This window comes from Nonomuraea rhodomycinica, from assembly GCF_013363995.1.
In the GTDB taxonomy this organism is placed as follows: domain Bacteria; phylum Actinomycetota; class Actinomycetes; order Streptosporangiales; family Streptosporangiaceae; genus Nonomuraea; species Nonomuraea rhodomycinica.
The window spans coordinates 1,019,320-1,040,428 of the sequence record NZ_JABWGO010000002.1 but is presented as its reverse complement, the minus strand read 5'-3'; the positions used below and the strand labels follow the sequence as shown (position 1 = coordinate 1,040,428).

Annotated in this window: 21 protein-coding genes; 6 read left to right on the top strand and 15 right to left on the bottom strand. The window is 73.2% G+C overall.

Annotated elements, in window-relative coordinates; all coding sequences use genetic code 11:
* Positions 1–123: 123 nt before the first annotated feature.
* The 3 genes from HT134_RS15695 to rph form a co-directional block, all read right to left on the bottom strand.
* Positions 124–1,875, bottom strand: a complete 1,752-nt coding sequence (locus tag HT134_RS15695) for a molybdopterin-dependent oxidoreductase (protein WP_175601055.1) — start codon at positions 1,873–1,875, stop codon at positions 124–126.
* Positions 1,876–1,966: 91 nt separating this feature from the next.
* Positions 1,967–2,563 carry an RdgB/HAM1 family non-canonical purine NTP pyrophosphatase gene (gene rdgB / locus HT134_RS15690; protein ID WP_175601054.1) on the bottom strand — a complete coding sequence of 199 codons (597 nt, stop codon included), beginning with the start codon at positions 2,561–2,563 and terminating at the stop codon, positions 1,967–1,969.
* Positions 2,560–3,279, bottom strand: a complete 720-nt coding sequence (gene rph / locus HT134_RS15685) for a ribonuclease PH (RefSeq protein ID WP_175601053.1) — start codon at positions 3,277–3,279, stop codon at positions 2,560–2,562. The genes rdgB and rph overlap by 4 nt, the downstream gene beginning before the upstream one ends.
* Before the next feature lie 122 nt (positions 3,280–3,401).
* Here rph and HT134_RS15680 point away from each other — a divergent pair, with 122 nt between their 5' ends.
* Positions 3,402–4,589: an MFS transporter gene (locus HT134_RS15680; protein ID WP_175601052.1), complete on the top strand. Its 1,188-nt coding sequence runs from the start codon at positions 3,402–3,404 to the stop codon at positions 4,587–4,589.
* Positions 4,590–4,596: 7 nt separating this feature from the next.
* Here HT134_RS15680 and HT134_RS15675 read toward each other — a convergent pair whose 3' ends face one another.
* The 3 genes from HT134_RS15675 to HT134_RS15665 all read right to left on the bottom strand — a co-directional run bounded on the left by HT134_RS15675 (position 4,597) and on the right by HT134_RS15665 (position 7,024).
* Positions 4,597–5,349 carry an MBL fold metallo-hydrolase gene (locus HT134_RS15675; protein WP_175601051.1) on the bottom strand — a complete coding sequence of 251 codons (753 nt, stop codon included), beginning with the start codon at positions 5,347–5,349 and terminating at the stop codon, positions 4,597–4,599.
* Positions 5,318–6,169, bottom strand: a complete 852-nt coding sequence (gene murI / locus HT134_RS15670; protein WP_175601050.1) for a glutamate racemase — start codon at positions 6,167–6,169, stop codon at positions 5,318–5,320. Before murI ends, HT134_RS15675 begins: the two co-directional genes overlap by 32 nt.
* 63 nt (positions 6,170–6,232) lie before the next feature.
* The gene (locus tag HT134_RS15665; protein WP_175601049.1) at positions 6,233–7,024 is read right to left on the bottom strand and encodes a thioesterase family protein; all 792 of its coding nucleotides are present in this window, start codon (positions 7,022–7,024) and stop codon (positions 6,233–6,235) included.
* A gap of 184 nt (positions 7,025–7,208) precedes the next feature.
* Here HT134_RS15665 and HT134_RS15660 point away from each other — a divergent pair, with 184 nt between their 5' ends.
* Complete coding sequence (locus HT134_RS15660) at positions 7,209–9,170, top strand: DUF3352 domain-containing protein (protein WP_175601158.1); 1,962 nt, start codon at positions 7,209–7,211, stop codon at positions 9,168–9,170.
* 78 nt (positions 9,171–9,248) lie between these two features.
* On the opposite strand, the gene HT134_RS15655 is transcribed toward HT134_RS15660, so the two are convergent.
* The 5 genes from HT134_RS15655 to clpS form a co-directional block, all read right to left on the bottom strand.
* Positions 9,249–10,196 (bottom strand): PLP-dependent cysteine synthase family protein, encoded by a 948-nt coding sequence (locus HT134_RS15655; RefSeq protein ID WP_175601048.1) that lies wholly within the window; start codon positions 10,194–10,196, stop codon positions 9,249–9,251.
* Between the two features lies 1 nt (position 10,197).
* On the bottom strand, positions 10,198–10,470 hold the full coding sequence (locus HT134_RS15650; protein ID WP_175601047.1) for a MoaD/ThiS family protein: 273 nt from the start codon (positions 10,468–10,470) through the stop codon (positions 10,198–10,200).
* A 137-nt stretch (positions 10,471–10,607) separates the two neighbouring features.
* Positions 10,608–11,009, bottom strand: coding sequence for a M67 family metallopeptidase (locus HT134_RS15645; RefSeq protein WP_175601046.1), 402 nt, complete (start codon positions 11,007–11,009; stop codon positions 10,608–10,610).
* Positions 11,010–11,018: 9 nt separating this feature from the next.
* Entirely contained in the window at positions 11,019–11,543 is a 525-nt protein-coding gene (locus HT134_RS15640; protein ID WP_175601045.1) for a DUF2017 domain-containing protein, read from the bottom strand.
* A gap of 10 nt (positions 11,544–11,553) precedes the next feature.
* Positions 11,554–11,856 carry an ATP-dependent Clp protease adapter ClpS gene (clpS, locus tag HT134_RS15635; protein WP_205304359.1) on the bottom strand — a complete coding sequence of 101 codons (303 nt, stop codon included), beginning with the start codon at positions 11,854–11,856 and terminating at the stop codon, positions 11,554–11,556.
* A gap of 43 nt (positions 11,857–11,899) precedes the next feature.
* Between clpS and HT134_RS15630 the strand changes: the two genes are divergently transcribed.
* From HT134_RS15630 to HT134_RS15620, 3 genes are all read left to right on the top strand, one after another.
* Positions 11,900–13,177 (top strand): nicotinate phosphoribosyltransferase, encoded by a 1,278-nt coding sequence (locus tag HT134_RS15630; protein ID WP_175601157.1) that lies wholly within the window; start codon positions 11,900–11,902, stop codon positions 13,175–13,177.
* 14 nt (positions 13,178–13,191) lie between these two features.
* Positions 13,192–13,761: a nicotinamidase gene (locus HT134_RS15625; protein WP_175601044.1), complete on the top strand. Its 570-nt coding sequence runs from the start codon at positions 13,192–13,194 to the stop codon at positions 13,759–13,761.
* 146 nt (positions 13,762–13,907) lie between these two features.
* Positions 13,908–14,552 carry a hypothetical protein gene (locus HT134_RS15620; protein ID WP_175601043.1) on the top strand — a complete coding sequence of 215 codons (645 nt, stop codon included), beginning with the start codon at positions 13,908–13,910 and terminating at the stop codon, positions 14,550–14,552.
* A gap of 25 nt (positions 14,553–14,577) precedes the next feature.
* Here the strand turns inward: HT134_RS15620 and HT134_RS15615 are convergent, their stop codons facing one another.
* A complete protein-coding gene (locus tag HT134_RS15615) occupies positions 14,578–14,754 on the bottom strand; it encodes a hypothetical protein (RefSeq protein WP_175601042.1) in 177 nt (58 codons plus the stop codon).
* A gap of 73 nt (positions 14,755–14,827) precedes the next feature.
* Here HT134_RS15615 and HT134_RS15610 point away from each other — a divergent pair, with 73 nt between their 5' ends.
* Complete coding sequence (locus tag HT134_RS15610) at positions 14,828–15,886, top strand: LacI family DNA-binding transcriptional regulator (RefSeq protein ID WP_175601041.1); 1,059 nt, start codon at positions 14,828–14,830, stop codon at positions 15,884–15,886.
* Between the two features lie 132 nt (positions 15,887–16,018).
* Here the strand turns inward: HT134_RS15610 and HT134_RS15605 are convergent, their stop codons facing one another.
* The 3 genes from HT134_RS15605 to HT134_RS15595 form a co-directional block, all read right to left on the bottom strand.
* Positions 16,019–17,767 carry a DEAD/DEAH box helicase gene (locus HT134_RS15605; RefSeq protein WP_175601040.1) on the bottom strand — a complete coding sequence of 583 codons (1,749 nt, stop codon included), beginning with the start codon at positions 17,765–17,767 and terminating at the stop codon, positions 16,019–16,021.
* A gap of 134 nt (positions 17,768–17,901) precedes the next feature.
* Positions 17,902–19,020 (bottom strand): hypothetical protein, encoded by a 1,119-nt coding sequence (locus HT134_RS15600; RefSeq protein WP_175601039.1) that lies wholly within the window; start codon positions 19,018–19,020, stop codon positions 17,902–17,904.
* A 688-nt stretch (positions 19,021–19,708) separates the two neighbouring features.
* Positions 19,709–21,106: an MFS transporter gene (locus tag HT134_RS15595; RefSeq protein ID WP_312888137.1), complete on the bottom strand. Its 1,398-nt coding sequence runs from the start codon at positions 21,104–21,106 to the stop codon at positions 19,709–19,711.
* Between the last annotated feature and the right edge of the window lie 3 nt (positions 21,107–21,109).

Genomic DNA, 21,109 nt, shown 5'->3' with positions numbered 1-21,109 from the left:
GTCGTGCTCGACGCCGATCGTAGGGCCGCCGTCCCGGCCAGGAGGGGCACTCGGCAAGTTCGGCCACCACGATCCACCCGCCTTACCTGCACAAACGCGGAGAAGCGGGACAGCGCTGACCCGTCAGGTGACCTGCACCGTGATCGTGTGCCAACCCGTCGCGCCGTCCGGGGCGGGCGGCGTCTGCTGCTCCGCCTGGGTACGGCCGGCGGCGTCCGTGGCCCGTACCTCGATCGTGTGGCGGCCGGGCGCGGCGTCCCAGTCGAGCGCCCACTGCCGCCACGTGTCCGGTCCCGGCACCGCGGCGAGGCGCGCCCGCCGCCACTCCCCGCGGTCCACGCGCACCTCCACGGCCTCGATCCCCGTGTGCTGCGCCCAGGCGACCCCGGCGACGGTCGTCCGGCCCGAACGCAGCGTGGTCCCCTGCCGGGGCAGGTCGATGCGCGACTGCGTCTTGATCGGGGCCTGGGCGGCCCAGCCGCGCGGCGTCCAGTACGCCTCGTCCCGGTCGAAGCGCGTCACCTTCACGTCCACCACCCACTTGGTGGCCGAGACGTACCCGTACAGTCCCGGCACCACCTGCCGCACCGGGAAGCCGTGGTCCACGGGCAGCACCTCACCGTTCATGGCCACGGCGAACAGCGCGTCGCGCCCGTCCATGACCACGTCCACCGGGGTGCCGCAGGTGAAGCCGTCCTCGGAGGTGGACAGCAGCATGTCGGCGCCGGACTGGAGCCCGGCCTCGCGCAGCACGTCGGCCATGCGGACGCCGAGCCAGCGCGCGTTGCCGATGTACTCGCCGCCGACCGGGTTGGACACGCAGGTCAACGTGATGTCGGCCTCCGTGAGGGGACGCCCGAGCAGGTCGTCGAAGGTCAGCTCGATCGGCCGGTCGACCATGCCGTGGACGCGCAGCCGCCAGGCGCGCGGGTCCACCTGCGGGACGACGAGCGCGGTGTCCACCCGGTAGAAGTCCCGGTTCCTGGTGACGAAGGGGGACAGGCCGCCGATGCGGAAGTCCGTCCCGGCGGGCAGCGGCGCCGCGGGGGTGGCGGGCGAGGGCAGCGCCAGCCCGCCCCGGGCGACGTCCACGGCCTGGCGGCTCCCGAGGGCCCGTCCGAGCACGGTGGCCGCCCCCGCCACCACCACCCCGCCGGCGACACCGGTGAGCAGCCTGCGCCGGTCGAACCCGCCGGCTCCGTACGCCCCGGGCCGCATCACCACGGGCCGCTCGATCTCCGGCCCCGGCTCCGGCCCCGCCTGCGGCCCGGACTCCCCGTCCGCCGCGCGACCGGCGACCGCCCGATCCGCGACCGTCCCGTCCACGTCGGCGGTCCGGTCCGCGTCGGCCATCCGGTCCGTGTCGGCCATCCGGTCCGCGTCCGCGTCGGCGTCGGCGTCCGCCGGCTCGTACGCGGGAACCGCCCGGGAGGCCAGACCCGCGCGCCGGACGAGCGCCCGGAGGGTCCACATGCCGGCCGCCACGCCCGCCACCGTCGGCACCACCCACGCGGCCCCGGCCCCCGGCCGGGTCAGCACCGCCAGCACCCCCACGGCGCCGAACGCCAGGAGCCCCGCGTCGCCGTACACCGGCCGCCGCCGCGCCGCGACCCCCAGGGCCGCGGCGATCAGGGCCAGCACCACGAGCACGCCCCCGACGAGGACGGTCTTGTCGTTGGCCCCGAACGCGTTGATCGCGAAGTCCTTGACCGGCGGGGGCGTCAGGTCGACCACCACGTCGCCCACCGCCACCACCGGGAACGTCTTCGGCCCGACGATCCCCGCCGCGAGCTGGGCGACCCCGAGCGCGACCGCCCCGGCCGTCAGGCCCGCGAGCGCGCCCGCCCACGCGGGCGCCCTGTCTGTCCTCTGCACGGTTCCGACGCTACGCCGGGCCCGGCCCCCGGGTTCTTACGCGCCGGTTACGGGACGCCGGTGAGTCGCCGGCGGACCCCGGCCGGGCGCCTCAGGAGGACGGCGTCAGCAGGTCGCGCACCAGGGGGGCGAGGGCGCGGAAGGCCCGGCCCCGGTGGCTGATCGCGTCCTTCTCCTCCGGCGCCAGCTCCGCCGTCGTCCGGGTCTCGCCGTCGGGCACGAAGATCGGGTCGTACCCGAAGCCGTTGGACCCGCGCGGCGTGGCGACCAGCCGCCCGGGCAGGTCGCCCTCGACCACCCGGGTCTCCCCCGACGGCAGCGCCAGCGCCGCCACGCACGCGAAGTGGGCCGTCAGCCGCTCCGCGGGGACGTCGGAGACCTGCGCCAGCAGCAGGTCCAGGTTGGCCCGGTCGTCGCCGTGGCGGCCGGACCAGCGGGCGGAGAAGACGCCCGGCATGCCATTGAGCACGTCGACGCACAGGCCGGAGTCGTCGGCCACCGCGGGCAGCCCGGAGCCCTGGGCGACGGCGTGCGCCTTGAGCAGGGCGTTCTCCTCGAACGTGACCCCGGTCTCGGCCACCTCGCCGATCGAGGGGAACTCCTCAAGCCCCACGATGTCGAAGCCCGACAGGATACGGCGCAGCTCGGCGATCTTGCCCGGGTTGCGGGTGGCGAGCACGATCTTCATCGTCCGAGCGCCTCCGCCTGGATGAGCGTCAGCTCCTCGCAGCCGGCCGCGGCCAGGTCGAGCAGCCGGTCCAGCGCGCCGCGGTCGAACGGGGCGCCCTCGGCGGTGCCCTGCACCTCGACGAAGCTGCCGGAGCCGGTCATGACGACGTTCATGTCGGTCTCGGCGGCCACGTCCTCGGTGTAGCAGAGGTCGAGCAGCGGCACGCCGCCGACGACGCCGACCGAGACGGCCGAGACGGAGCCGACCAGCGGGTCGCCGGGGCACATCTTGCGCTCGCGCATCCAGGCGACGGCGTCGGCCAGCGCGACGTACGCCCCGGTGATCGCGGCGGTGCGGGTGCCGCCGTCGGCCTGGAGGACGTCGCAGTCGAGCAGGATGGAGTTCTCGCCGAGCGCCTTGTAGTCGACACAGGCCCGCAGCGAGCGGCCGATCAGCCGGGAGATCTCGTGGGTGCGCCCGCCGATCTTGCCGCGGACCGACTCGCGGTCGTTGCGCGTGTTGGTGGCGCGCGGCAGCATGGCGTACTCGGCGGTCACCCACCCCTGGCCGCTGCCCCGGCGCCAGCGCGGCACGCTGTCCTGGACCGAGGCGGCGCACAGCACCCGCGTGCCGCCGAACTCGACCAGCACCGAGCCCTCGGCGTGGGCGAGCCACCGCCGGGTTATGGTGATCGGGCGTAGCTGGTCGGGGGCGCGGCCATCCTGTCGAGACATGCACTTCACCCTATCTCCGTGCCGTGACGCTCTTGACCGAAAGTGTCCGCCACATGGATCCTTACGCAATGACAACGGGGGTGTTGCGGAGCCCTGACTTCATCAGGTTCCTCAGCTCACATGTGGCCAACGAACTCGGGTCGAACATCTCCCGGGTCGCGTTCCCGCTGGTCGCCGTCCTCGTGCTGCACGCGGGCGCGTTCGAGGTCGGCCTGTTGTCCGCCTTGCAGACCGCGGCGTTCCTGGCGATCGGGTTACCCGCCGGCGTGTGGGTGGACCGCCTGTCGAAGCGTCGCGTCATGATAGCGGCGGACCTGGTCAGGTTCGTGCTGCTGGCCAGCGTGCCGATCGCGTACGCCTTCGGCCTGTTGTCGGTCGGGATGCTGCTCGTGGTGGCGCTGCTCGCGGGCACGGCCCAGGTGTTCGACGACGTGGCCGACCAGACGTACCTGCCCGAGCTGGTCGACCGGCAGAGCCTGAGCAGCGGCAACTCCAAGCTGGAGTTCGTGCGCTCGGGGGGCGCGCTGGCCGGGCCGAGCCTGGGCGGTGTGCTGGTGCAGGCGCTCGGCCCGCCGCTGACGGTGCTCGCCACCGCGCTGGCCTCCCTCGGCTCGGCGCTCTTCATCGCCTCCATCAGGACACCGGACCGGCGGGTGCGCGCGGAGGACCGGCGCGGCGGCATGTGGGAGGGCATCCGCGAGGGGCTGGCGTTCGTCTGGGGCGACCGGCTGCTGCGGCCGATCGTCGTCACGACCGCCGGCACCAACCTGTGCATCAGCGCCGTGCTCGGGCTGTCGGTGCTGTTCCTCGCCGACGAGGTCCGGCTGGCGCCGGGGGTGATCGGCGTGCTGCTGATGTCGGGCGCGGTGGGCGGGCTGCTCGGCGGGCTCACCGGGAGCCGGCTGTTCGCCCGGTACGGCACGGCCCGGGTGACGTGGCTGTCGATCGCCGTGTCCTCGCCGTTCGGCCTGCTCCTGCCGATGACGCAGGCCGACTGGCGCGTGTCGTTCTTCACCATCACGTCGATCGCGCTGTCGTGGGGGGCGATCCTCTACAACGTCGGCCAGCTCACCTACCGGCAGACGGTGGCGCCGGAGGGCATGCTGGGCCGGATCAACGCCACGGTGCGCTTCGTCGTGTGGAGCACGATGCCGGTGGGCGCGCTGCTCGGCGGGCTCGTGGCCCAGCACGCCGGCGTGCGGACGGCGCTCTGGGTGTTCATGTGCGGCCGGCTGGTGTCGTTCGTGCCGCTGCTGTTCTCGCCGCTGCCGCGCATGCGCGACTTCGACCAGGCCCGCGCCGAGCCCTGACCGGCTCTCAGGCCAGGTCGTAGACGGCACCGCTCCTCGCCAGCTCGATCGGGCCGCCGTAGCCGCCGCGCGAGGCGTCGTCGAGCACGGTGGCCTGGTCGTTCCAGGGCACGAGGTGGGTGAGCACCAGCCTTCCGGCACGGGCCTTGGCCGCGTGGACGGCGGCCTGGCGGCCGGACAGATGCAGGCCGTCGGGCAGCCCGGGACGGTCGACGAAGGACGCCTCGCAGAGCATGAGGTCGGCGTCCTCGGCGAGCTTGACGAGTTCGGCCGACTCGCCGGTGTCGCCGGAGTACGCGATCGACCGGTCGCCGTGGGAGACGCGGAAGCCGTACGCCTCGACGGGGTGGTTGACCAGGCGGGCCGTCAGCGTGAAGGGTCCCACCTCGAACGTGCCGGGCGTCAGCGTCCTGAACGCGAAGGCCGTCTCCAGCGCCGGCTCGTCGGGCATGCCGTACGCGGCGGCCAGCCGCTTCGAGGCGTCGGCCGGGGCGATGACGGGCACGCGGGGGTAGGGCGCCTCGGGCCCGTACGTGCGCGCCACGTGGTAGCCGCACATGTCGAGGCAGTGGTCGGCGTGCAGGTGGGACAGGCAGATGGCGTCCACGTCGTACAGGCCGATGTGCCGTTGCAGGGCGCCGAGGGCGCCGGCGCCGAAGTCGAGCAGCAGCCGGAACCCCTCGGCCTCGACCAGGTAGCACGACGCGGGGCTGTCGGGGCCCGGGAAGCTACCCGAGCAGCCGATGATGGTCACCTTCATGTGGGCCTCCGTTGCTGGTAGTACCCCCCACTGGTGTGACTTCGACCGCGTCGATCTCCGGGCCCAGGAAACGCCGGCCCAGCTGGGCGAACAGCGTGGAGTCGCCGGTGGCGCGGAAGCGGTGCCGGGGGGTGACGTCGCTTCCGGCCGCCAGGCCACGGTCGTGCAGGATCCGATAGACGTCCTTGGCCGTCTCGTCGGCGCTGGAGACCAGCGTGACCCCGTCGCCGACGACATAGGAGATGGCGCCGGTGAGGAGCGGGTAGTGGGTGCAGCCGAGGATGAGGGTGTCGCACCCGGCCTCGCGGATCGGGACGAGGTACTCCCGGACCGCCTCGATGACCTCCTGGCTCGTCGTGTCGCCCCGCTCGATGTACTCGACCAGGCGCGGGGCGGCCACGCTGGTCAGGCGTACGTGGGGGGCGGCGGCGAAGGCGTCGTGGTAGGCCATCGACGCGATGGTGGCCCGGGTGGCGATCACGCCCACCTCGCCGGTGCGGGTCGCCCGCACCGCGCGGCGGGTGGCGGGCTGGATCACCTCGACCACGGGCACGTCATAGCGCTCGCGCGCGTCGCGCAGCACGGCGGAGCTGGCGCTGTTGCACGCGATGACGAGCATCTTGACGTCGTCGGCGACGAGGTGGTCCATCACCTCCAGGGCGTACGCGCGCAGCTCGGCGATGCTCTTGGGCCCGTACGGCTGGTGGGCCGTGTCGGCCACGTAGGTGATGGACTCGTGGGGAAGCTGATCGATGATCGCCCGGGCGACCGTCAGGCCGCCCACTCCACTGTCGAAGATCCCGATGCTCGCGTCTGGCACGTCTCAGAGGGTAGGCGACCCGCGTCCTGCGCACTGCGTAAGAATGCTCACAGTGCGTTCGTGTCACCCCCGTCCCACGCGCGCCAGCTGCCGTGACTGCGCCACGAGCCGGCCCCGGGAGTCGCGCACCTCCACCTCCTCGTCGAACCAGCCGCCGGAGACCAGCCGGCCGCTGCCGATGAGCGTGAGCCAGCCGGGTGCGGGCAGGGCGCGCAGGTGCCAGGTCAGGTCCACGGTGGGCGCCCAGCCGCGCGCCCCGGCGGAGAAGACGACGGGCGGGAGCGCGTCGACGGCGAGGGCCAGCACGTACGGGTCGGGGTCCTGGGGCTCGGCCATCCGGAAGTACGCCCGCGACTCGGGTCTGCCGGTGGGCCGGCCGCTCAGCCAGCCGATCGTGGGCGGGTCGAAGCGCATGTCGAGCTGGGCGTTGAGCGTCATGCCGGACTCGGGCTTGGGGTCGGGCAGCCGGACACAGTCTTCAGGGCGCGGCATGACATATCCCGTTTCATCGGCATACGTGGGCTCGTCGTCCGGGAGTGTGGCCATCGTCACCAGGGCCTCGATCTGGGTGACGCCCTCCTGGACCAGCGACGCGCGGGTGAAGGCGACCGTCTTGCCCGCCTTGAGCTGCTCGACCCGGACCCGCGCCGGGCCGGCGGCCGGGGAGCGGTGGAACTGGGCGGTGGTGCTCACCGGGTGCTCGAACGGCGAGGAGTCCACCACGGCCCGCAGGAGCACGGCCATCAGGTAGCCGCCGTTGAGCGGCCCGCCGATGGCGTAGCCGGGGTCGAGGCAGACGTCGTAGGTGGTCTCGTCGACCCTGATCGCCTGCGTGGCCTCGTCGAACTTGGTCATCAGCCCTGCCTCACACGGTACCGAACTATATTCTAGTAGCCCGCATACTCTACGCCATCCCGATCTCGGCGCGCCTAGCAGGGGAAACGGCCGGCCGGACGAAGTCTTCAGTGCATTGCAAGCGCCCGTACAGCAACATCCGTTACTTTGCCTGTGGTCATAAGTCCACATTGTGAGTTGAGTGATGTCTGCGAATAATCCCCCTCATGGCCAGGATCCGGATCGGACGACGGCCTACCGCTGGAGCCAGGAGCAGCCCCCCAACCAGACCGCGCCGCTCGGCCAGCCGTACCCGCCGCAGCAGCCGTACGCGGGCGGTCAGTACGGCCAGCAGGCCCCGTACGGGGAGCAGGCGTCCTCGGGGCAGCAGCCCGGATACGGCGAGCAGCCCGGCTACGGCCAGCAGCCTGGATACGGGCAGCAGTCCGATTACGGCCAGCAGCCCGGTTACGGGCAGCAGCCGTCCTACGGCCAGCCCGCGTACGGACAGCCCGACCACGGCCAGGCCGCCTTCAGCCAGCAGGCCGGCTACGGCCAGCAGCCGTACGGCGGCCAGCAGGGCGGCTACGGCCAGCAGGACTACCTGCAGCAGGGCTACGCCCAGCACAACCAGCAGGGACAGGGCTACGGGCAGCAGGGCCAGCAGGGATGGCAGCAGCAGGGGCCCGAAGGGTTCGGCCCCGCGCAGCCGGCCGGCAAGGGCCGCAAGGGCTGGATCATCGCCGTGGCCGCCGCGCTGGCCGTGGTGCTGCTCGGCGGCGGCGCCGTCTGGGCCGTGGGCGCGATCGGCGGCGGCGGCACGCAGCCGCACGACGTGCTGCCGCCCAACGCGATCGCCTACACCCGGCTCGACCTGGACCCGGCCGCCAACCAGAAGCTGGCGCTGTTCCAGATCGGCCGCAAGTTCTCCGTGACCAAGGACGCGTTCACCGGCGAGGACCCGCGCCAGGCCCTGTTCAACGCCCTGAAGAAGGACGGCGGCGACGACAACCTGGCCAAGATGGACTTCGCCCGCGACGTGGACCCGTGGCTCGGCAGCCGGATCGGTGTGGCCGTGATGCCGCCGGCGGCGGGCGGCAAGGAGCCGGAGTTCGCGGTGGCCGTCCAGGTGAAGGACGAGGAGGCCGCCAAGGCCGGCATCGCCAAGCTGATGGGCAAGGACGAGAAGTACGGCATCGCCTTCCGCGACGACTACGCGCTGCTCACCGACGAGCAGGCCAAGGCCGACAAGTACGCCGCCGAGAGCGGCAGCCTGGCCACCGCCGCCGACTTCTCCGACGACCTCGACGCCGTGGGCGAGCAGGGCGTGCTGTCCTTCTGGACCCGCCTCGGCGAGATCGGCAAGCTGGCCGCCGAGGACATGAACGCCGAGGAGGCCAAGGCGCTGGAGCAGGTGAAGAACGCCCGCTTCGCCGGCGCGCTGCGCTTCGACAGCGCGTACGCCGAGCTGGCGGGCGTGGTGCGCGGCGCCGAGGGCCTCGTGGACGGCGACCTGGAGGGCGCCAAGCTGAGCACGCTGCCCGCCTCCACCGCCGGCGCGCTGTCGATCTCCGGCCTCGACCAGATCGTCACCAAGAAGTGGGCCGACATCGAGAAGTCGATGGCGGCGACTCCCGGCGGCTCCGAGTTCAAGCAGTTCGTCGAGCAGGCCAAGCAGACCTACGGCCTCCAGCTCCCGGACGACCTGGCCACGTTCCTCGGCAAGAACCTCACGGTGGCCGTGGACAGCGAGGGCCTCGACAGCGACCAGCTCAAGGGCGGCGTCCGCATCGTCACCGACCCGGCCAAGGCGCAGGCCGTCTTCGACAAGGTCGAGAAGGCCGTGACCTCCAGCGGGCAGCCCGCGCCCAAGGTCGCCAAGGTCGCCGGTGACGGCACGTTCACGGTGGCCACCACCGACGAGTACGCCAAGAAGCTCGCGGAGGAGGGCACGCTGGGCGACAGCGAGACCTTCACCACGGCGGTCCCGGACGCCGACAAGGCCACGTTCGCGGTCTTCGTCGACCTGGACAAGGTGGAGAAGTACTACCTGAAGGACATGGAGGGCGAGGACAAGGCGAACGCCCAGGTGCTGCGCGCGGTCGGTCTGAGCGGCACGCAGACCGCCACGGACGCGACGTTCTCCCTGCGGGTGCTGTTCAACTGACCCCCGGCGGGGTGACGCACGCGAAAGGCGGCCGGCTCCACGCCGGCCGCCTTCGTCATGTGCTGGTGCTGCAGACGATCACGCCCAGAGCTGGCCCTCCAGCCGCTCCTCCGCCTCGTCGAGCGTGCCCTCGTACGCGCCCGTCGACAGGTACTTCCACCCGCCGTCGGCCACCACGAACACCACGTCGGCCCGCTCCCCCGCCTTGACCGCCTTGGCCGCCACGCCGAGCGCCGCGTGCAGGGCGGCGCCGGTGGACACGCCGGCGAAGATGCCCTCACTGGCGAGCAGCTCGCGGGTGCGGCGCAGCGCGTCGGCCGAGCCCACCGAGTAGCGCGTGGTCAGCACCGACTCGTCGTACAGCTCGGGGATGAAGCCCTCGTCGACGTTGCGCAGGCCGTAGACCAGCTCGCCGTAGCGCGGCTCGGCCGCCACGATCTTCACGTCGGGCACGCGCTCGCGCAGGAACCGCCCGACGCCCATGAGCGTGCCGGTCGTGCCGAGCCCGGCGACGAAGTGGGTGACCGTCGGCAGGTCCGCCAGGATCTCCGGGCCGGTCGTCTCGTAGTGGGAGCGCCAGTTGGCCGGGTTGCCGTACTGGTAGAGCATCACCCACGACGGGTTGGCCGCGGCGAGCTCCTTGGCCCGGCGCACGGCCTCGTTGGAGCCGCCCGCCGCCGGCGACGAGATGATCTCGGCGCCCCACATGCGCAGGAGCTGGCGGCGCTCCTCGGAGGTGTTCTCCGGCATGACGCAGATCAGCCGGTAGCCCTTCAGCTTGGCGGACATGGCCAGCGAGATGCCGGTGTTGCCGCTGGTCGGCTCCAGGATCGTGCAGCCGGGGGTCAGCAGCCCGTCCTTCTCGGCCTGCTCGATCATCCACAGCGCCGGACGGTCCTTGATCGAGCCGGTCGGGTTGCGGTCCTCCAGCTTCGCCCAGACGCGCACGTCCGGCGCGGGCGAGAGCCGGGGCAGCCCGACCAGAGGGGTGCGGCCTACCGACTCGATCAGCGAATCGAAGCGCATGTCACCCGCCGGCGACGGCCGGGAGGACGGTCACCGTGTCACCGTCGGAGACCGGGGTGCCGAGGCCGCCGAGGAAGCGGACGTCCTCGTCGTTCAGGTAGACGTTGACGAACCGGCGCAGGTTGCCCTGGTCGACCAGGCGCTCCTTGATGCCGGGGTGGGCGGACTCCAGGTTGCTGATCAGCTCGTCCAGGGTGGCGCCCTCGGCGGACACGGCCTTGGCGCCGCCGGTGTAGTTACGCAGGATGGTCGGAATGCGAACCTCGATGGCCATCTCGCTCTGTCTCCTCAGGTCGGGTCGTCCCATCGGCGGCAACGCCGACGGCTGGATGCGAATTCCAGGTCAGCGACAGTCGTAGACGACGACAGCCGGGGTGTGCGCGAAGAGAAAGCTCTGCACCGGCCGGACCATCATGGGATGAACCTTACCTCTTCCTCCGAGACGACACCGTCGACGATCCGGAAGGAGCGGAACTCCACGTCCTGCTCGTCACGGGTGGAGACGAGCACGTAGTGGGCGTCGGGCTCGGAAGCGTACGAGATGTCCGTGCGGGAGGGGTACGCCTCGGTCGCCGTGTGCGAATGGTAGATCACGACGGGCTCCTCGTCGCGGTCGTCCATCTCGCGCCAGACGCGCAGCTGCTCCATCGAGTCGAACCGGTAGAAGGTGGGCGAGCGCTCGGCGTTCTCCATGGGGACGAAACGCTCCGGCACGCCGCCGCGCCCCGCGATCACACCGCACGCCTCGTCGGGGTGATCGGCACGCGCGTGGGCAATGATCTTGTCCACGAGTTCCTGCGAGATCGTCAGCATGCCCGGAAGCTACCAGAGGGCCCGGACCAGGGTGTCCTGGAGGTAGGTGAGCCAGTCGTAGGTCACGTAGGCGGGGTAGCGGGGGTCGTCCTCGGACATCGTCGCGATCTCCTCGTGGACCTCCTCCGTCACCTCCAGCCGCACGCCGAGGGTCAGCCGGACGTCGTTGAGCGCGCGCAGCCACGCCTGGGCCTGCTCGGGCGTCAGCTCCGTGCGGCCGGGCCGGGCCGTGTCCAGCATGGTGCGCGCGTCGGCGCGCTTGCCGTCGCGCAGGGTCGCCTCGGTGTAGCGGCGGAACTCCGCCGCGTCGCCCTGGTCGTCGTAGGCCGAGGGGAACAGCCGGGCCAGCACCGGGTCGGACGGCGCCTCGCCGTCGCCGATGCCGAGGGCCCGCTCCAGCGGGTCGTCACCGGTCTCCCCCGGCTCGACCAGGCCGAGCACCAGCTCCACCAGCGAGCGCAGGATCGCCACCTCCGGCGCCTCGAACTCGGCGACGACGACGCCGCCCTCCTTCGACGAGAACCCCGAGCTCACACGCGCCGCCTCACTTGACCGAGTCCGGCTGGACCGTCGCCCACAGGCCGTAGGAGTGGAGAATCTGCACATCGCGCTCCATCTCTTCCCGCGTGCCGCTGGACACCACGGCCTTGCCCTTGTGGTGGACGTCCAGCATGAGCTTCTCGGCCTTCTCGCGGGTGTAGCCGAAGACGGTCTGGAAGACGTACGTCACGTACGACATGAGGTTCACCGGGTCGTTCCAGACGATCGTCACCCATGGCAGATCGGGCCGGACGTCCGATGACGGACGCTCGACGGCGATTGGAGCGGTGCTACCCACATTCACCATCCTGCCCTACCTCCGCCGTAGTCTTCGAGTCGTGACATTGCCCATGAGCACCGCGTTGCTGACTGATCACTATGAGCTGACGATGCTGCAGGCGGCTCTGCGAAGCGGCGCCGCCCACAGGCGGGCCGTTTTCGAGGTGTTCGCCCGGCATCTCCCCGGCGGCAGGCGTTACGGCGTCGTCGCCGGGACGGGCCGCGTCCTCGACGAGCTGGAGCACTTCCGTTTCGGTGAGGAACAGCTCACCTTCCTGCGGGACAACCGCGTGGTGGACGCGTCCACCCTGGAGTTCCTGGCGGAGTACCGCTTCTCGGGCGACATCTGCGGATACGCCGAGGGGGAGCTCTACTTCCCGGCCTCCCCGATCATGGTCGTCGAGGGCACGTTCGCCGAGGCGGTGCTGCTCGAAACCATGATCTTGTCCATTCTCAACCACGACTCGGCGATCGCCTCGGCCGCCTCGCGCATGCACAACGCCGCGGGCGGGCGGCCCCTCATCGAGATGGGCTCGCGCCGCACCCACGAGCGGGCCGCGGTCGCCTCCGCCCGCGCCGCCTACGTCGCCGGGTTCGCCTCCACCTCGAACCTCATGGCCGGCCACCTGTACGGCGTCCCGACGGCCGGCACGGCAGCCCACGCCTTCACGCTGCTGCACGACTCCGAACGGGAGGCGTTCGAGGCGCAGATCGCCTCGCTCGGGCCCGACACCACGCTGCTCGTCGACACCTACGACGTGGCCGAGGCCGTGCGCACCGCCGTCGAGCTGGCCGGCAACAAGCTGGGCGCGGTCCGCATCGACTCGGGCGACCTCGCCGCCGCGGCGCAGGAGGTCCGCGAGCAGCTCGACGCGCTGGGCGCCTTCGACACGCGCATCCTCGTCACCTCCGACCTCGACGAGTACGCCATCGCCGCGCTCGCCGCCGCCCCCGTGGACGGCTACGGGGTGGGCACGTCGCTGGTGACCGGGTCCGGGGTGCCGACGGCCGCGATGGTCTACAAGCTGGTGGCCCGCGAGACCGCCGCGGGCGAGCTGGAGCCGGTCGCCAAGCGCTCGGTCGGCAAGCCGTCGCGCGGCGGGCGCAAGCACGCGTACCGGCTGTTCGACGACCAGGGCCGCGCCGACACCGAGCTGATCACCACCTCGGCCGAGGCCCCGGAGGGCGGCGTGCCGCTGCTGCGCCAGCTGGTGCGCGGCGGCGAGCCCGTGGGCCGGGAGCCGCTGGCGGACGCCCGCGCCCGCCACGCCGAGCGGATCGCGACCTTGCCCCAGGAGGCCCTTCACCTGGGCCGCGGATACGCGGCGATCCCTACGGAATTCGCCTGACGTATCGTGCTCCTATGGGCACCGCTTTGATCATCGTTGACGTGCAGAACGACTTCTGCGAGGGCGGCAGCCTCGCCGTCGCGGGCGGCTCGGAGGTGGCGGCGGCGATCACCCGGCACGTGGCCGACCACCCCTACGACCACGTGGTGGCCACCCGCGACTACCACGTGGACCCGGGCGCGCACTTCTCGGCGAGCCCCGACTACGTGGACAGCTGGCCGCACCACTGCGTCGCGGGCACTCCGGGCGCCGACTTCCACCCGGCGCTGGACGTGGCGGCGGTCGAGGAGGTGTTCAGCAAGGGCGCCCGCACGGCCGCCTACAGCGGCTTCGAGGGCGCCTCGGGCGACGGGGTCGGCCTGGCCGCGTGGCTGGCCGAGCACGGGGTGCGGGAGGTGGAGGTGGCCGGCATCGCCACCGACCACTGCGTGCGCGCCACGGCCCTGGACGCGGTCGAGCACGGGCTGGCCGTACGGGTGCTGCTGGACCTGACGGCGGGGGTGGCCCGCGGCACGACGGACGCGGCGCTGGCGGAGATGGAGGCCGCGGGCGTCGTCCTCCTCGGCGCGCCGATCGTCCGCTGACGACGCGGACGATCCTGAGAACGCCGACCCTGAGCCGTACACGATCCGCCATGGATCGTTCAGGGGATCGTCAAGCCGGAGCGTCGGCGCCGGGGGCGAAGTAACACGGAGAGTCACGTGTCTCGTCCCCGGTGTGAGGTCGCTTCATGCTCGTCATCTCTCTCGGACTGGCCTGGCTGGTCCTGGGCCCGTTCAGCCTGTGGGTGCTCGTCTCCGGCCGGGTGTGGGCCCGGGCCGGCGCCGTCATGACGCTGACCATGCTGGAGGTGGCGACCATCGCCACGAACGCCGTCCGCGTCCCCGATCCGCACGGCGTGCCCGTGGCGGCGTCACCGGAGACGCGGGCGGAGTGCGCGGCGCGCGAGCCCGTGCCCCAGGCCGGCCGGGTGGACGGACGGCGCGGCGGGCTGGTCCTGTCGTGGCCGGCGGCGGCCGGGGAGTGCCCGGCCGCCGACGTGGTGCTGCGCGCCGACGGGCGCCGGCTCACGGTGTGGCTGCGCGAGAGGCCCGCGAACGGCTCCCCCACCGCCGCCGCGCTCCCTGGCGTTCCAGGAGGAGGCGCCGGGGATGACGGCGAGCCGGGCGGGGGCGCGACGACGGTGCCCGTGCGGGTCGAGCAGGGGCGGGCGTCGCTGCGGGTGCCGCTCGCGGGCGCGGCCGGCGGCCACGCCCGGTCCGCCGGAGCCGCACGCCGCCGGCACGCCGGCCGTTACGTGCTGATCGACGGCAGGACCGGCCACCGCATCCCGGCCCAGGCCGCCCCCGGCGCGGACCACCACCGCGCCACCTGACCGAGCCCCGCCGCGGCCGGTACGGCTAGCAGGCGGTGACCGGGTCGAGGCGGTCGGCTGTCGAGCGGAGCGCGACGGCCAGCCGCCGCCTGACCCGGGCCCCGCCCCGGGAAGCCTTGACCGGGGCGTCCGGCAGAGCCTCGTGGAGCGAGTCCCGGTAGCCCATCGCGGTCTGGTGCGCGAGGACCTGCATGGCATCCATCCTGCCTCCTTAATCAATTAAGACCTTAATTGATTAAGAACGGCGTCGCAAGGAGCTCCGCTACGGTGGGGGAATGGCCAAGGTCACGCTGCAGACGATCGCCGACAGGCTGGGCGTGTCACGGGCCACGGTCTCCTACGCGTTCTCACGGCCCGACCAGGTCAGCGCGGAGCTGCGGCGGCGCGTCATGGAGGTGGCCGACGAGCTCGGCTACGCGGGCCCCAATCCCACCGCGCGGTCCCTGCGGCTCGGCCGGGCCGGGGCGCTCGGGCTGCTCTTCAGCGAGACCCTGGCCTACGCCTTCGCCGACCCCTACGCCGTCGGCTTCTTCCAGGGGCTGGCCACCGCCGCCGAGGACGCGGGCGTCGGGCTGCTCATCCTGCCCCTCCCGCACGGCGACAAGCGGACCGAGCCGGTGCGCAACGCCGTGGTGGACGCGTTCTGCGTCGTCTCACTGCCCGACGGCCACCCCGCGCTGGACGAGGTGCTGGGCAGGAAGCTGCCCGTGGTGGTGGTGGACGAGCCGTACGTGCCCGGCCATCCCTTCCTCGGCATCGACGAGCCGGCCGCCGGGGCGCTGGCCGCCCGGCACGTCCTGGAGCTGGGGCACCGGCGCCTCGGCGTCGCCATGGTCGGGCTGCACGACGACGGCCACATCGGCTGGTCCGACGTGGCCCGGCAGCGGGCGGCGACCTTCGAGGCCATGCGCGGCCGGCGCGCGGGCTACCAGGCGGCGGCCGAGGAGGCGGGCGTCGACTGGGCCCGCGTGCCGTTCTACGAGCTGAGCCGCAACTCCCGCGAGGCGGGCCGGCAGGCGGGTCACGCCCTGCTCGCCAGGCACCCCAGGCCGACGGCCATCCTCACCAACACCGACGTCCTGGCCCTGGGCGTCCTCGACGCCGCCGCCGACCTCGGGCTCGACGTCCCGGGTGAGCTGTCGGTGGTGGGATTCTCCGACAGCGCCGCCCAGGACGCCGGGCTCACGACGATCAGGCAGGCCAAGCAGGAGATCGGCGCGGAGGCGGGCCGCCTGCTGCTCGCGGGGCCGCCCGCGCGGCCCGGACGCGTGCTGTTCCCGCACGAGCTGATCGTGCGCGCCTCGACCGCTCCCCCGCCCCCGGAGCAGCGCTGACGCCTTCGCTCCGCCATCACCCGGAGCAGCGCTGACGCCTTCGCTCCGCCATCACCCGGAGCAGCGCTGACGCCTTCCCGTCGGGGCGCCGGCCGGGCTCCCCGCGGCGGGGAGCCGGCCGTCGCCCGGTGGTCAGCGGCGCTGGGTGGCCCAGTGGCGGATCTTGTCGATGCGTTCCTGGATCTGCTCGGCCGTCGCCTGGGCGATCGGCGGGCCCCCGCAGGCGCGCCGCAGCTCCGAGTGGATGACGCCGTGAGGCTGGCCCGTGCGGTGGTTCCAGGCGCCCACGAGGCCGTTGAGCTCGCGTCGCAGCTCGGCGATCCGCTCGTGCGCCGAGAGCGCCGGCGCCTCCTCCTTCGGCTGCCGCCGCTTGGCCGCCTGCTGCTCGGACTGCCGCTTGCGCAGCAGCGTGGCGACCTGGTCGGGCTCCAGCAGCCCCGGCAGGCCGAGGAAGTCCTCCTCCTCGGCGGAGCCCACCGCCGCGCCCGTGCCGAACTCGCCGCCGTCGAACAGCACCCTGTCGAACGTCGCCGACGTCTCCATCGTCTCGAACGGCAGCTCGTCGCCGAGGACGTCGGGGTTGTCCTTCTTGCGGTTGGCCTGCTCCAGCAGGCTGTCGTCCAGGCCGTCCTCGGGTGGGCGGCGGTTGAGGACGTGGTCGCGCTCCACCTCCATCTCGTTGGCCAGCCCCATGAGGGTCGGCACCGAGGGGAGGAAGACCGAGGCGGTCTCGCCGCGCTTGCGGGCACGCACGAAACGCCCGACGGCCTGGGCGAAGAACAGCGGGGTCGAGGTCGAGGTGGCGTAGACGCCGACGCACAGGCGCGGGATGTCGACGCCCTCCGACACCATGCGGACCGCCACCAGCCAGCGGTCCTGCGAGGCGGCGAACGCCTTGATCTTCTTGGACGCGCCCGGGTCGTCGGAGAGCACGACCGTCGCGCCCTCGCCGGTGATGTTGCGCAGGTGGCGGGCGTAGGCGCGGGCCGTCTCGTGGTCGGTCGCGATGACCAGGCCGCCGGCGTCGGGCACGCCGCGGCGCACCTCGGTGAGCCGCCGGTCGGCGGCCTGCATGACCTGCCGGATCCAGTCGCCCTTGGGGTCGAGCGCGGCGCGCCACGCCTGGGAGAGCTGGTCCTTGGTGAGCGGGGTGCCGAGCGTGGCGGCGATCTCGTCGCCGGCCCGGGTGCGCCACTTCATCTCGCCGGAGTACGCGAGGAAGATCACGGGACGGACGACGCCGTCGTCGAGGGCCGGGCCGTAGCCGTAGGAGTAGTCGGCGACGCTGCGCTTGAGGCCCTCGGCGTCCTCCTCGTAGGAGACGAACGGGATGGGGTTGTCGTCGGAGCGGAACGGCGTGCCGGTGAGCTGGAGCCGCCGGGTGGCCGGCTCGAACGCCTCACGGATGCCGTCGCCCCACGACTTGGCGTCGCCGGCGTGGTGGACCTCGTCGAAGATGACCAGCGTCTTGCGCGCCTCGGTGCGCGCCCGGTGCAGGGCCGGGTGCATGGCGACCTGGGCGTAGGTGACCGCGACGCCGATGTAGTCGCGGGAGGTGGTGCCCTGGCTGTTCTTGAACTCGGGGTCGATGCCGATGCCGACCCGGGCCGCGGCGTCGGCCCACTGCCGCTTGAGGTGCTCGGTGGGGGTGACGATGGTGATCGCCCGGACCACTCCCCGCTCCAGCAGCTCGCTGGCGATCCGCAGGGCGTAGGTGGTCTTGCCCGCGCCCGGGGTCGCCACGGTGAGGAAGTCGCGTGGCTCACGCCTGTTGTAGAGGTCGAACGCCTGCTCCTGCCACGCGCGGAGCTTGGGGGCGGTGCCCCAGGCGGCCCGGTCGGGATAGGAGGGGGAAAGATGGGACGCGGCGAAGGTGCTCACCGCATCACCTCTGGGGTTCGTGTGCTTCGCTCTCTCACAGTGACCCAAGGGTAATCGGGGACACCGACAAGACGTGCCGTGCATCGCGGATCCTGGCCAAGGTCGTCCTTGCGTGCTATTGGGCGTCAGATGGCTTATCGCACGCTCGCCAGCAGCGCGTCCAGCGCCTGTCTGCGCGCGGGGTCCTCGGGCTGGAGCACCCCGAGGACGAGGACGGGGGCGCCGTCGCGGGTGAGCAGGATCACTCTCAGGTACGCGGGCCGGTTGACGACGTCCTGGTACTCGGCGCGCAGGGCCCGGGTGTGCCCGCCGGAGAGGCCCTTGTCCTCGACCACGCCGACCCTGTCGCCCTTGAGGAGCAGCCTGGAGTACAGCTCGGCGGCCTGCGCGGTGGCCTTCTTGGCGTCGCCCACGGGGGCGGTCAGCGGCCTGGCCATGACGACCGCGCCGGCGCCGTCGCGGGCGACCGAGGTGAACCCGGTCACGGGCGGCACCGTCCCCGCGTGCCAGCCGTCGGGCAGCGGGATGACCACCTTGGAGCGGGAGTCGGCCAGGCGGGCCGGGGACCCGGGGTCGTCCGACCGCCGCAGGACCGCGGCGCCGAGGAGGGCGACCGCGGCGACGGTGGCCAGCAGCGCGAGCGCCGTGCCGGCCCGCCGCCAGAGCTGGCTTCCCGCCCGGGCGGGGAGTCCGGGGGCGGTGGGGGCGCCGTACATGCGGGCGGAGGGCGGGAGGGAGTCCCACGAGGGGCGGGAGCCCCGCCGGCCGCCTCCCCGACCGCGGCCGGGGTCGTCGTCGGGGTCACCGCGCTCGTCCGGGTCGTCGAGGTCGCCGGGGTCGTCGCCTTGGCCGCCCCATCGGGACCGGTTGTCGCGATCGTCGAGGTCGTCCTCCGGGTCGCCCCAGCCGGGCCGGTCGTCCCGGGCGTCGAGGTCGTCGGGGGGCTCCGCGTCGTCCGGGTCGTCGGGGTCCTCGCGGCGGGGGCGGCCGGTGAGCCAGCGGGCCAGTCCGCTCCTGGCCGTGTCCTGGGGCGTGCCGGCCCCGGGGCGGGCGGCGCGCGGGCCCCAGGGGCGGGGGGCGTCGTCGTCCTCGCCGGGCGCCCGCTTGCGCCGGAAGACGGGGGCCCACGATCCGTGCTCCAGGTCCGGGTCGTCGTCCTCGGGACCCCAGAACTCCTCGTCCGGGTCCTCCTCCCAGCCTCCCCGCGCGGGGGCGGACCGGAAGGCCGTACCTGAGACGGGCCGAGGAGCCACGCCGGAGGCGGACCCGGACACCGCGCCGGAGGCGGACCCGGACACCGCACCGGAGGCGGGCCGGGACGCCGCGCCAGCGGCCGACCCGGGCGACGTGCCAGAGACCGACCGGGACGCCGCGCCAGAGGCCCACCTGGGCGCCGTGCCGGAGGCCGACCTGGGCGCCGTGTCCGGAGAAGGCCGGGGCGCGTCAGGAGCGGGCGGGGGCGGCGGGTCGGGAGGCGGGTCCGGGACGGCGGCCATGGGGCGGCGGGGCGCCTCAGGGCCGCGTCCGCGCCCCGCTCCCCCGGCACCCCCTCCGGTGCCGTGCGCGCCCCTCACCGGCGGGTAGGGCGGCTCCCCGGCGCGTCCCCGGGCCGGCGCGGCCCGCGATTCCTCGGAGTCCGGAGAGTCCCGGGGAGGGGTGCGGCGGTGCCTCGCCCCGGTGCTCGGGGGCCAGACCAGGTGGTCGTCCTCCATGACACCTCCTCGCCGCTGTCCTATCACTCCTCGCGCCCGCGGTCCGGCGAACCGTTGCCGCTGTGACAGGTGGGGTGGAATGTGCCTTCCACCGAGGCGGACTCCCCTCACTCCCGGGTGAGGAAGACGGCCGGGGGCGAAGGCGGGCAAGGGCGGGCGAGGGCGGTGGAGTGAAGCGGGAGGGCGGTGGAGTGGAGCGGGCCGGAGGCCGGGGTCGCGGGTGGACGGGTCAGCGGACGCGGGGCGCGAGGAGGGTGGTGCCGAGGGCGAGGGCGCCCATGACGCAGCAGATGACCACGTACCCGCGCGCGATCTCCGCCGGGCTGTGCCCGATCACGTTGATCAGCGCGCCGCCGATCCCGAGCGACAGCGCGGACCCGAGCATGTCCGTCACCGACAGGGCCGCGCTGTTGGCGCCCTGCTCGCTGACCGGCGACTGCTTGAGCGCCGTGACGCTGACCGTGGTCATCCCCAGGCCCATGCCGAATCCCGCGATCACCCACGCCGGCACCGCGATCCACCCGGTGACGCCCGGCAGGACCGCGAGCAGCGCCAGCAGCACCCCGGTCATGACGCAGCCCGCGCCGAGCCGCAGCCGCCGGTACGGCTCGGCGGTGCGGCGGCTCTGCAGGAACGACCCGGCCGACCAGCCGAGGGCGCCGGTGGTCAGCGCGATGCCCGCGGTCGTGGGGTCGAAGCCCTTGACGGACTGCAGGGCGAGCGGGATGAACGCGTTCACGCCGAAGAAGGGCGCCGAGAACATGCCCCGCATCATGATCGTCGTGGGCAGTCCGCGGCCGAAGCGCAGCGCCGCGGGCGGCAGCAGGCGGCTCAGCCCGTACCCGAGGAGGGCGAGGCCCGCGACGACCGCGACCGCGCTGGGCAGGGGCGTCACGTGCAGCCGGTCCACCCCGTACAGCAGCACGCCGGCCCCGCCCGCGGCGGAGGTGGCGGCGAGGGTCATCGGCAGCGGGCGCGAGCGCGGCCCCTCCGAGCGGACGGTCTCCTCCTCCGCGGGTCGCCGGCGCAGCGCGGGGACCAGCATGGCCAGGGCGGGCACGACGAGCGGGACGATGCCGTAGAACACCCACCGCCAGCCCCAGGTGCTCGCCACGAAGCCGGCCACGGCCGGGCCGACCATGGCGGGCACCACCCAGGCGGCCGACACCGCGGCGAAGACCTTGGGCCGCATCGCCGCCGGGTAGACGCGGGCGATCATCACGTACAGGGCGACGACCGTGGAGCCCGCGCCGAGCCCCTGCACGGCCCGCGCCACCAGGAACAGGACCTTGGTGCCGGCGGCCCCGGCCAGCGCCATGCCCGCCACGAACAGCACCAGGCCGAGCAGGAACGGCGCCGTGTAGCCGCGCCGGTCGGACCACAGGCCGGACACCACGTTGGCGAACAGGCTGGCGATGAGGAAGGCCGAGAAGCTCAGCCCGTACAGGTCGAGCGCCTGGAGCTGCCGGGAGACCTCCGGCATGACGACGCCGACCGACATCCCCTCGAAGGCGACGAGCGTGACCACGAGCAGGATGCCGATGCTCGGAGCCCGGTAGGCGGCCCCCAGCATGCCGGTGTTCTGAGCGGAGTCGTATGGAGTGTCGAGCGCCTTCGGTCCTGTCACCGG